At 39.3% G+C, this 12010-nt stretch carries 8 protein-coding genes; 7 read left to right on the forward strand and 1 reads right to left on the reverse strand.

Annotated features, from left to right (window positions below):
- The first annotated feature begins 160 nt into the window (after positions 1-160).
- From ACT29I_RS11740 to ACT29I_RS11770, 7 genes are all read left to right on the forward strand, one after another.
- Positions 161-3070, forward strand: a complete 2910-nt coding sequence (locus tag ACT29I_RS11740) for an HzsA-related protein (protein ID WP_444793538.1) — start codon at positions 161-163, stop codon at positions 3068-3070.
- Positions 3071-3231: 161 nt separating this feature from the next.
- A complete protein-coding gene (locus tag ACT29I_RS11745) occupies positions 3232-5064 on the forward strand; it encodes a hypothetical protein (protein WP_444793539.1) in 1833 nt (610 codons plus the stop codon).
- A gap of 106 nt (positions 5065-5170) precedes the next feature.
- The gene (locus ACT29I_RS11750; RefSeq protein WP_444793540.1) at positions 5171-6055 is read left to right on the forward strand and encodes a beta-propeller domain-containing protein; all 885 of its coding nucleotides are present in this window, start codon (positions 5171-5173) and stop codon (positions 6053-6055) included.
- A 111-nt stretch (positions 6056-6166) separates the two neighbouring features.
- Positions 6167-7360, forward strand: coding sequence for an iron-containing alcohol dehydrogenase (locus ACT29I_RS11755; protein WP_444793541.1), 1194 nt, complete (start codon positions 6167-6169; stop codon positions 7358-7360).
- A 14-nt stretch (positions 7361-7374) separates the two neighbouring features.
- Entirely contained in the window at positions 7375-8067 is a 693-nt protein-coding gene (deoC, locus tag ACT29I_RS11760) for a deoxyribose-phosphate aldolase (protein ID WP_430931234.1), read from the forward strand.
- Between the two features lie 17 nt (positions 8068-8084).
- Positions 8085-9614, forward strand: a complete 1530-nt coding sequence (locus ACT29I_RS11765; protein WP_444793542.1) for a xylulokinase — start codon at positions 8085-8087, stop codon at positions 9612-9614.
- Between the two features lie 620 nt (positions 9615-10234).
- Positions 10235-11314: a hypothetical protein gene (locus tag ACT29I_RS11770; protein WP_444793543.1), complete on the forward strand. Its 1080-nt coding sequence runs from the start codon at positions 10235-10237 to the stop codon at positions 11312-11314.
- A gap of 37 nt (positions 11315-11351) precedes the next feature.
- Here ACT29I_RS11770 and ACT29I_RS11775 read toward each other — a convergent pair whose 3' ends face one another.
- Positions 11352-11492, reverse strand: coding sequence for a hypothetical protein (locus ACT29I_RS11775; RefSeq protein ID WP_444793544.1), 141 nt, complete (start codon positions 11490-11492; stop codon positions 11352-11354).
- Between the last annotated feature and the right edge of the window lie 518 nt (positions 11493-12010).

Below are 12010 nucleotides of genomic sequence, written 5' to 3' on the forward strand. Positions count from 1 at the left end.
TTAAAAGCTTGCAACATTTATCTTCAGTTCTGCAACATTTGTCGGACTTGGCATATGATTGAAACATGCTTCACCAAATTTGAATCATTTATCTTTTGTTTTGGCAATGAATCATTCGTACTTTGTTACAATTAAACAATAATATATAAGGATAAAGCAGATGACAGGATTTGTTAAATGTTGTAGGTTATTCTCGATTGTACTATTACTTTGGTTAATAGCATGTTCTCCAAATAAAAGGAAAGGTGAACCATTGCAACCATGGAGTGAGCGATTAATTGAACTAAGAAATTTGAATCAATCAAAGATAAAAGAAATTGATCTGGGTAAGATAAGGCAAGAGATACGCAATGATTATCCATGGCACGAGCACGCCATCATAGATAGAATAAACAAAAAAGCTTTAAATGAATGGTTCGCGGGCAAAGGAGATAGTTTGATGTTAGACCATGTATTGCAATCGATGCTAAATAAAAAGGAAGCCTGGGCCAGTTTTTTTGAGGATGAGTTTTTAGGTATAGAACAAAAAGATGAAAGATCTAAACTTGTCCTAATAGAGAAGATCGCCCGTTTTCAGGAAGCTTTAAAAACATTTAATGCTATTTGTTTCGAGGGACTGGAAAAGGCTATTTTGGATATTGAATCTAGATTTCCGAACAAGTATGATGGCAAAAAATATAAGACCAGAATAGAAGGTTTAAAGGATGAGCAAAAACAAATAATAGAAAAGTTTCCTTCTTCGGGCTACAAGGTTATAGACACAATTATAGGCTTTAATAACAAATTTGTGACCTTACAAAAAGAAGCATTGCTTTCTAATCCTCTGATAAATGAAGCTTCTTTGGTTTTTGTGACACGTGAGCAATATGCAGCCGATCATCATAATTCCGCAACCCTGTTTCATACCGATGAGATAAACACAGAGAAATATGCTCCGGGAGGATCAATGAAGGTGATTGACCTTAAAAGGGGAGGAAAGATAACGACACTTATAAAAAGTACAGAAGGGGTAGTACGAGATCCGGAGATAAGTTATGATGGGAAAAAGATAATATTCGCTATGCGAAATAGCATTGACGAAGATTATCATATTTATGAAATGGATATTGACGGGAATAATATGAAACAACTTACGGCTGCCAAGGGTGTAGCTGATATCGATCCGCAATATCTTCCCAATGGGGATATCGTTTTCACTTCCACCCGTGAACCCAAATATTGCATGTGCAATGTTCATATTATGGGCAACATTTTTAAAATGGAGGCCGACGGAGCAAATATAACTCAGCTTGGAAAAAGCACGCTGTTTGAAGGGCATAGCACAGTCATGCCTGACGGGCGCATCTTATACGATCGCTGGGAGTATGTTGATCGTAACTTCGGCGATGCTCAGGGATTATGGACGATGAATCCGGATGGGACTAACCAGGCCATCTATTTCGGTAACAATACCAATTCACCGGGAGGATTTATCGATGCGCGCCCAATTCCGGGAACGGATAAAGTGATTTCGGTGATGGGGTCTTGTCACGATCGGCCTTGGGGCGCATTGGGCATAATTAACAGAAAGAGAGGGGTTGACGGTCAGTCAGCGGTCGAAAAAACGTGGCCTGCTGCGGCAATTGACCTTGTGGGTAAAGGGGGATGGGACACTTTTAAACAAGTACGTCCTTATTATGAAGACCCCTTCCCATTGAATGATACCTATTTTCTGTGTTCGCGTTCTTTGGATGCTTCGCTACAAATGGGGATCTTCCTAATCGATACTTTTGGGAACGAGGTTTTGATACACACAGAAAAGCCGGGTTGCTACGATCCGATTATAATAGGTCCGCATAAAAAGGAACGTGAAGTTAAAGAAAAGCGCAACTATAAATCACAATCAGGGAGATTTTATGTGCAGGATGTTTATCAGGGCACGCATATGAAAGGTGTCAAGCGCGGAACAGTTAAATATTTGAGGGTTGTTGAATCCGTTGAAAAACGAAGCTGGACGGTACCTGCATGGAATGGTCAAGGGGTACATCGTCCGGCCATGAACTGGCATAGTTTCGAATGTAAAAAAATATTGGGAACTGTTCCTGTACACGAAGATGGATCCGCTTATGTTGAAGTGCCATCCGATAAATATGTGTTTTTTCAATTACTCGATGAAAATAAAATGATGGTTCAATCCATGAGAAGTGGAACTATGGTGCATTCTGGCGAAGTAGCGGGCTGTATCGGTTGCCATGATGACAGACGTATGGCACCGCCTTCTTCTTTTGCTCAAGTGCCGGAAGCGTTAACATTGCCTCCTGCAAAGTTGGATGGGTGGTTAGGAGATCCACGTAATTTTGGTTTTATGAAAGAGGTACAACCAGTATTTGATAGGCACTGTGTAAAATGTCATGATTTTGGAAAAAAAGCAGGTAAGAAATTGTTGTTGAGCGCTGATCGAAATCCATATTTTAATGCGGCATATATTGACATGCATATGAAAAAAGTGATTGCTCCTGTCGGCGCTGGTCCGTCAGAAATACAACAAGCGTATTCATGGGGCTCTCATCCAAGTAAGATGATAAAAATGATTAAAAATGGACATGCGGGCGTGAAATTATCGCGTGAGGAGATGGAGCGTCTTACTACCTGGATTGATCTTAATGCAGTGTACTACCCTGATTTTATTTCGGCTTATCCAGATAATCCAGTGGGGAGATCGCCAATTTCACAAAATGATTTGAATCGTCTGGGGCAACTTACCCAAGTTGATTTTAATACTCTTCGGGGACATCGGCGGGGGTTGGGACCTCAAATAAGTTTTGAACGACCTGAGAAGAGCCCTTGTTTAGCGAATATAAAAAATAAGAATTCCAAAGAATATAAAGAGGCACTGGCTATCCTTGCAAAGGGTAAGGAAGAGTTAGAAAATATACCAAGGTTAGACATGGATGGTTTTATTCCTTCTAGTACCGACCAGATAAGGTTGGATAAATATATTTATAGACAAAAAGAAGAGAAGAAAAGTAGAGAAGCAATTAAGGAAGGAAAAAAACATTACGATGAAGAGGTAAATGTAGTGAATAGATAATCAGCTAAAAACAGCATGTAAAAAAATCCGATGCCTTTGGTTTAATAAATATTGGGAATACAAATTGTTAAACTAGAAACGAGCCATGAGAAACCTCTTTCACAAGAAGGACATTCTAGGTGAGTTCCATCGAATGCATTTGAAAATCTAATTATAATGAGATGAAAATATTACATAAAACAATATATCCAATACTTTTAATCATACTGCAGTATGCATGCACATATGATGCTTCAGAGGTAATGTCGCCTAATTCGATGGTGATCACTAAATCAGGGGGAAAGCTTTTTGTCGCAGATGAAACGGCTAACAATATCACTATTATTGACAGAGAAAAACCTGGTACAATTGAGCAGATAAACCTGGAAGCTTCGCCCAGTGGATTAGTGTTATCTGCTGATGAGCGTAAGCTGTATGTCACATTAAGTGGTGCCGACGGTAAACTTATCGAATTAAACCTTAATAGCCACGAGATTATCCGTTCGTTAAATGTTGGACACACTCCAATGGCTCCTGTGTTATCTCAAGATGGCCAAACATTGTTTTTGTGTAATCGTTTCGAAAACAATATTTGTTCCATTGCACTGAATTCGTTTACGGTAACACACAAAACATCCGTAGTTAGAGAACCGGTAGCTATAGCTTTACCTGCACTTGGTAATAATCTTTATGTGGCTAATCACCTTCCTAGTGGAAGTGCAACCAGTGCTTATCATTCCTCAAAAGTATCAGTTGTAGAAACGCAAAGTATGAAAGTAATCAAGGAGATTTCATTGCCTAACGGATCAAATGCACTGAATAAGATTAGTTTTTCACCAGATAACAAGTACCTATATGTTACACATATCCTTGCTCGTTACAATGTACCAACCAATCAGGTAGAGCGTGGGTGGATAAACACGAATGCACTGAGTATTATCGAACTCAAAAATGACAATTATCTATGCACGGTTTTACTCGATGATTTAGATCTTGGGGCGGCCAACCCTTTTGATGTAAAATGCAGCCAGGATGGATCCAAACTATTTGTGTCACATTCAGGAACCAGCGAGTTAAGCGTTATCGATAGAGAAGCATTACACAAGCGTATTTCTCAAGTTAATACAGGATCTACGTCAACGTTATATGCCAGCGCTTTAGTGGATATTCAAAATGATTTGAGTCTTCTGCAAGATATCAGAACCAGAATTACACTTGAAGGGAAAGGGGCTAAGGGGATAGCATTGCATGATAACAGGGTATATGTATCGATGTATTATTCGGGTACGGTTGTGGAAATTAATTTGGCAGATATGTCATCTCCGGGGATAATTGGTTTAGGAAAACAACCACTTCCAACACAAGAAAGGTTAGGTGAAATATATTTCAATGATGCAACCCTGTGCAAACAACATTGGCAGAGTTGTGCCAGTTGCCATCCCGGCAATGCCAGGGTAGACGGACTAAACTGGGATAACCTTAACGATGGACTGGGGAATCCCAAGAATACTAAAAGCATGCTTTTGGCTCATTCTACTGCTCCTTCAATGATTACCGGAATTAGAGCAAATGCGGAGATGGCAGTTCGTGCCGGCATCGCACACATATTTTTTACAAACCAGCCCGAAGAGATAGCGGTCGCTATGGATACTTATCTTTCGGCACTAACTCCTGTTCCAAGTCCTTATTTGGTAGATGGTAAACTCAGTGAATCGGCAAAACGAGGTCAGCTTGTGTACGAGAAAGCCAACTGCAATTCTTGTCATTCCGGTCCACATTTAACAAATCTCCAGAAATATGACGTGGGAATAGGAACCGGTCTCGAAGAGGGGAGGAAATTCGATACGCCTTCACTTGTTGAGATTTGGAGAACGGCTCCTTACTTATATAATGGCAAGGCGAAGGATTTAAGAGAGGTATTTACAAAGTACAACAAAAACCAAAAACACGGAAATACATCTGATTTAACTTCCCGTGAGCTGGATGATTTAATAGCGTTTTGCCTAAGTCATTAAATCGGGGAAGGGTATAACAGAAGGTAACTGAAAACCCAGGTGTAAAATGGTTTTATTGGAGAAGGTGCACTTCTTTTTAAAATTAACTCAATTTAAAAACTAAGAAATGAAAAGAATTAAACAGTTGAAAATCATATTAATTCTTTGTGCTATAGCTATGTTTTCGAATGCTGCTGCAGCCAACTGGCTCAAAAGTGAGAAGATAAAAAAAATAAAAGGCTATGTAATTACGGCTTCGGAATTAGATAAGGTGTTGGTGTTAAATGATAAGAATGAGATAGTAAGAAAAATAGAGGCCAATAATACCTATGATGCATGGAAGTTAAAAAATGGTAATATACTTTATGCTTGTCATCGGGGCGTAAGGCTTATCACTCCTGCAGATGAAATCATATGGAATTATAAAAGCAAAAGCGAAATTTTTGCATGCCAACCTTTAGGTAAAAATAAAATGCTAGTGGGTGAATGTTCCAAAGGGCGATTGATAGAAATAAGTTCTACCGGTGAGATACTTAAAGAAATTCCATTAACCTATAAAAAAGGGGGACATGGATGTTTTAGGGGAGCCCGCAAAATTAAAAACGGACATTATTTGGTGAGTCACCATGCTGACAAAACGGTAAGGGAATATAATAAGAATGGTGATGTAGTGAAAGAAATAGTACGCCCCTTTAATGTTTATGCTGCCCAAAGGTTAAGCAACGGTAGTACGATGATTTCTGATGTATATTGTCTCTCTATTTACGATAAAAAAGGAAAGATGGTATGGGAATTTGATGCCAGAGAATATTCGGAACTTGGGGTAAATCACTTAACGGGTTTCCAGGTTTTACCCAACGATGAAATAATTATTTGTAATTGGCTTGGACACTCTCCGTACAAAAAAGGAATTCCTGTATTTAAGATAAATATGAATAAGGAAATTCTTTGGAAGTATACCAATGCACAGCAAACCTATAGTTGTACCAATATTCAGGTGCTATATGAATGAAAGGTTTTGGAATGCAGCGTGCTTAAATCCACTAGTTCAGGAATTGGCATAATAAACATAACAAACTGAGCATGATAAAATAAGAATTATAAAATATTAAAATCCTATAGAATGAATAATTTTGAATATTATAATCCTGTACGGGTTATTTTTGGAGCTGGAGAGATTAATAAGATTGGTGCAGAAGCAAAAAAAATCGGAAATAAAGTATGCCTGGTTTCCTATAAAAAGTTAGGCCTGTTATCATCTATTCTTAAAAAAATAGAAGAAATGCTCATTGGAGAAGGATTAGAAATTGTATCGTTTTTCGAAATAGAAGAGAACCCAGAAGTTTCAATTATTGAACAAGGAGCTGACCTATGTAAGACAGGAAATATCGATCTGATTATAGGAGTAGGAGGCGGGAGTGCTATGGACGCTGCTAAAGCCATTGCTGCAGGCGCATATTACGAAGGTGATTTGTGGAATATGGTTTATAGTCGTCATGATGATGTTAAAGCTGTACCTCCGGAAAGTGCGCTTCCTACAATTATGGTTCCAACGCTTCCTGCAACAGGCAGTGAAATGAACCAGTGTGCAGTAGTTAGCAATAAGGCACTTAAGGAAAAATCGTATATATGGAGTCCATGTATTTACCCTCAAGTATCCATTATTGATCCGGAACTAACATTAAGTTTACCTGCCTATCAAACGGCTTGTGCTGCTGCCGACACTATCTCGCATGTACTCGAAATTTACCTGAACGGAGAAGAAGACAGTGATGTACAACACTATTTTCAAGAGGGTGTGATGCGTACGGTGATCGATAATGTTGAGAAAGTACTGGATGATCCTCAAAATATATCCGCCCGTTCACATTTGCAATGGGCTGCAACCTGCGCCATTAACGGGTGGGCTTCTCCCGGTGATGCATGGACACCGATTCATCAGGTAGGGCATGTGCTGACATCGCTTTTTAAAGTTCAGCACGGAGCGTCCTTATCTATTTTAATGCCTGCATGGATGGAGGTAATGAGCACTAAAAAGGAAAATCAATATTACCGCTTTGCAACGAATGTAATGCAAGTAAAAGTGGATGGAAAAACTCAATCCCAAATAATACAAGAGGGAGTAAAAGAGTTTAAGTCATTCCTTAAAAAGATCGATGTCCCAACTTCATTGAGACAAGCTAATATTACAAAAGATAATTTACAAGATATTTTGGATGGCGTAGTTAAGGTTAGCTTTGGTAATGATGGGATATTAGCTTGTAATCCGCCATTAAGTAAGCAAGATGTTATGCAGGTTCTGGAAACAGCATTGTAATTATAAGGGATAAAATGGATATTCATACACTAGCAAAAATGATAGACCTGAGTTGCGTTCAAGCAAACAGCTCTATAGAGGAAATTAAGGAAGTAGCAAGCTTTGCTATTAAATACAATTGCATTTGTACGTTTGCATTACCTGCTCATACGCCATTGTTGATAGATGCACTTTCTGATTATCCGGATATTAAAGTTGGCGGTGTTGTTGGCTTTCCGGCTGGAGGTTCTACTACAAAAATAAAGGTGTTGGAAGCCAAAGAGCTTTTAGGGATGGGGGTGGATGAGTTGGATATGGTCATTAATATTGCCTGGTTAAAAAGTGGGAAGTATGGTTTAGTAAAAAATGATATTCGTTCTGTTGTAGAGGCAGCCAAAGGTACTCCGGTTAAGGTTATTTTGGAGTGTCATCATTTAAACAAGGATGAAATTGTTACAGCATGTAACCTGGCGGTTGAAGCAGGGGTATCCTTTGTGAAAACCGGAACAGGATGGGCGCCTACAGGAGCCACACTCGAAAATGTAAAACTAATGAAAGATACTGTGGGTGAAGCATGTGAAGTAAAAGCAGCCGGTGGCGTTAGAGATATAGAAACATTACTTGCCATGAACAAATTGGGAACTACTCGTTTTGGTATTGGCATTCGAACTGCAAAATCCATTTTCGAAAACATGGATGAAGATAAAACAAGTATGACTAATAACTGATGGCCTATAACTTCAGCATGGAAACAAACATAATTGCCTACGACCTTGGCACCAGTGGGTGCAAAGCATCCTTATACGATGCCTCCGGAAATTGTATGGCTGACTCGTTTATAACATGCGAGACACACTATCCCCAACAAGGATGGCACGAGCAAAAACCCAAGGATTGGTGGAGTGCTGTTGTACAATCAACAAAAGTAATTCTCGCAAAGTGTAACGTTTCTGTAGGCAACATTTCAGCCATTGGTATTTCCGGTCATAGCCTGGGACTTGTTCCGTTGGATAAAGAAGGAAAATTACTGGCTTCAAGTGTCCCTATATGGTCGGATTCCCGACCGACCGAAAAGGAGCTGGAAGCATTTTTTTCTAAAATACCTGAAGAAGAGTGGTACATGATTACCGGAAATGGGTTCCCTCCGGCTTTGTACACCGTTTTTAAGCTAATGTGGTTAAAAAATAATCAGCCTGAACTTTGCAGTAAAATACATACCGTTGTTGGAACAAAAGATTACATCAATTATAAAATGACGGGTGTTGCTTCCACAGATTACTCTTATGCCTCAGGATCAGGCGTGTTTGATCTTATTAACTGGAAATATTCTAATCGTTTAATAGCGGCTAGTGGTTTACCCGCAACTATTTTTCCGAAACCGGTAGCTTCTACGGATGTTTTAGGTCAACTTTCGCAAGAAGTCGCTGATGAGTTAGGTTTACATGCAGGTGTAAAAGTCGTCGCAGGAGGTGTGGATAACTCATGTATGGCATTGGGTGCGCGATGTTTTAAAGAAGGACGTACGTACAATTCATTAGGATCGTCAGCATGGTTAGCCGTAAGTTCACAAAAGCCGCTGTTAAATCCACAATGCCGCCCGTATGTTTTTGCCCATGTAGTGCCCGGTATGTTTGCTTCTGCCACGGCAATATTTGCAGCCGGCACCAGTTTCAAATGGTTGCGGAATAATATATGCGATGAATTTATGAAGCATGAAGGTGAGTCATGGAAAATGATGACCGATCTTGCAGAAAGTGCGCCTGTTGGTTCCAATAAATTACTCTTTAATCCTAGCTTAGCCGGGGGGACAATGATGGATAAAAGTGCCCATATTAAAGGTGCTATTGTTGGTATTGATCAGTCGCATAAAAAGAGCGATATTATTAGAGCCGTTATGGAAGGAGTTGCCATGGGGCTTCGAGTGGCGTTAGATGAGTTACGCAACCTAACCTCTATTGATAATGAAATTACGGTAGTTGGAGGTGGGAGTAAAAGTGATTTTTGGCGACAATTATATGCTGATATTTATAACGCAAAGATTATAAAAACCAATATCGACCAACAGGCAGCAGCGTTGGGTGCCGCAGCTTTAGCGGCTGTAGGTACCGGGATCTGGAGCGATTTTTCTATCATTGATAAAGTTCATCAAACAGAAAGTGTTGAAGTGCCTCAAGTACAGGATAACAAAAAATACGAAAAAATCCTGCCTGTTTATAAACAACTATCTGATTATCTGTCGGAAGTTGGCGATGTTCTTAACGGTTTAAAACTGTGAGATGGTATTTGACATGGTTGAACTATTGGTTGCTTTTACAGCAAGCAGGGATTTTTGGGAAAGCGGCATCAAAGAAAAATAGATGGTTTCCTTCTGATTCGGGTTGTTGGGTTCCTTATCAATCCGAACCAATTATGCTACTTATTCCTGTAATAGCAGGTGGTTTTCCGGCTGCCTATTTTACACAGATACCCCATGCTGCATCGGCGTTACCGTAGGCTTTGTAACCTTTTTGTTTATATTTAGCAGCTCGGATTTAAAGTGCCGGTTAAACCCGGATTATGTATTGGAGGTTCGTCATGAGCATTGCAAGTGCCATAAAACAAGGCATTACTGAAACGAGGCATCACTTGTCCTGATTACTTTCGGGAGCATCGTTCTGGTGAGTTGAAGTGATGCAACGAAGTGCCTTGTTTTAAAGTAATTTCAATGTGTCATAGAATTTCTAATGCATATTGCGGGTTAAATATCATATTTCGCTTTCATCATCTATGCTGACCCTTGTTGCCGGATTTGTTGGAATGGCATGAAAGCAGGAAATTTGTGAATTTTCCGGATTATTATATTGTAAAGCAACATTGTATCTAGGTGATATTATCTGGATACTAGTTTATTATGGAATGGATACGAATTGTAAAATAGATATATCAAAGATTAAACTAGCAGGTAGAACAGAATTTTATGTCAACGCAAGTGCTGATTCTGCTATGTCCTTAAATGATGGCACAAAAAGAACTATTGAAGAGTTCAATCTATCACCCATCAATCATTTTATTTTAGGAATAGGTACTTCTTCTTCATCTACTTCTAAAGAAAGTTCAAAACAAGCTCAGCCTTTAACATGGTTAACTGGGAATAGAAATGATTCAAAGGGGATTATTTTCTCTCAACTTACAGCAGTTCAGGATATTTCTTTAAAGCCAATATCTTTCAAGGGTCAAATTGTTGGTAATTGCTATGAAGACGATTATGCCAGGTATATTCGTTTGGTTGGTTTGTTACCTGATGACCTTTGTGAGAATCGCGAGAATCAGACATTATCACTACTTAATAATATGAGAGATTGTTTGGTAGAGCAGGGAATGACTTTTCAGCATGTGATAAGAACTTGGTTCTACTTAGACGACTTGCTAGAATGGTACGGTGATTTTAATGTGTGGCGTACCCACTTTTTTCATCGAGAAAAGGTTTTCGATGGTCTAGTTCCTGCAAGTACCGGAATAGGAACGGCAAACCATTGTGGAGCAGAAATTATTGGAGATCTGATTGCGGTATTACCTAAATCTGATGAACTTATAATAGAAAGGGCTAAATCACCGTTACAAGGATCGGCAATGGACTATAAAAGTTCGTTTAGTCGGGGTGTTGAAATAAAGTTGCCAGGTTGTAATACATTGTATATTTCTGGGACAGCGAGTATCGATAAGGCCGGAGAAACATTGTTTTTAGATGATGCCGAAAAACAGATTAAGATGACGATGGCAGTTGTTACTGAAATGCTTAATGTCGCCAATATGAATTGGAGAGATGTTAAGCGCGGAATCGCTTATTTTAAACATGGTGACTATGTGCCGTATTTCATTAAGTATTGTGAGAGTCATAAAATAAATCACTCTCCGATAGCCATATTTATTGCCGATGTTTGTCGCGATGATTTACTATTCGAGATTGAAGTTGATTCGGTTCAGTTAGGCTGTTAAAAAGCAACTAACGCCAATATGTTAACGATAATTTGAATTATTTTTTTTGCAGGCGAGCATCTTTACGGTATCCTCCAAGTACGGACTCCGAAATCAGCAACGCAGCTTGGAACCCACTTGTTGAAAACGATGAAAGGACAGAAAGCTGTTTGAGGGCAGCAAGTTCTTTCTGTCCCATCGTCGAGACATTATTGGGTAAGCGAGTGGTGCAGTCGGCGGGCTTTTTTGTTTACTTTCTTTGGCTGCAGAAAAAAAAGTAAAAGCCTCTCCGGCTAAAGGAGAACGTAGAGGTTTCAAGTTATAGAGTTGTAGCCATCAATGAAGCTCACCGTCCGCGTGTCGCTATAGCTTTATCGGAAGCACAAGGGCTTTTGCCGCCGTGGGAAACGTAGTACTTTACCTCTACAACAGTTCGTTAAAGTATCGTATAAAATGCTGAATATCAGCAAAGTAAGTAGCTAATTTATTTGTTTAAACCCTTGATAATCAGTATCTTAATGGTGAATTCTGACAACATCATTAAGGATGACTATCAAGGGAAATAATATTTATAAAACACACATAGAGAGCGTGTTATCAAAAATGCCAAATATCAACAATTGGAGGAAAGAGTTTGTAACAGAGACCCTTATCCTATTTTTATGCATAAAAGGGCGCTTTAACTTTCTGCAGTTGGGGCGCTTTGGTAAGCATAAG

The organism is Saccharicrinis sp. GN24d3 (genome assembly GCF_052400645.1).
Classification (GTDB): domain Bacteria; phylum Bacteroidota; class Bacteroidia; order Bacteroidales; family Marinilabiliaceae; genus Saccharicrinis.

Bases quoted from the DNA above. Each gene is read 5' to 3' on its own strand.
- ACT29I_RS11740 (WP_444793538.1), top strand. From the start codon at position 161: ATGACAGGATTTGTTAAATGTTGTAGGTTATTCTCGATTGTACTATTA.
- ACT29I_RS11745 (WP_444793539.1), top strand. From the start codon at position 3,232: ATGAAAATATTACATAAAACAATATATCCAATACTTTTAATCATACTG.
- ACT29I_RS11750 (WP_444793540.1), top strand. From the start codon at position 5,171: ATGAAAAGAATTAAACAGTTGAAAATCATATTAATTCTTTGTGCTATA.
- ACT29I_RS11755 (WP_444793541.1), top strand. From the start codon at position 6,167: ATGAATAATTTTGAATATTATAATCCTGTACGGGTTATTTTTGGAGCT.
- deoC (WP_430931234.1), top strand. From the start codon at position 7,375: ATGGATATTCATACACTAGCAAAAATGATAGACCTGAGTTGCGTTCAA.
- ACT29I_RS11765 (WP_444793542.1), top strand. From the start codon at position 8,085: ATGGAAACAAACATAATTGCCTACGACCTTGGCACCAGTGGGTGCAAA.
- ACT29I_RS11770 (WP_444793543.1), top strand. From the start codon at position 10,235: ATGGATACGAATTGTAAAATAGATATATCAAAGATTAAACTAGCAGGT.
- ACT29I_RS11775 (WP_444793544.1), bottom strand. From the start codon at position 11,492: ATGGGACAGAAAGAACTTGCTGCCCTCAAACAGCTTTCTGTCCTTTCA.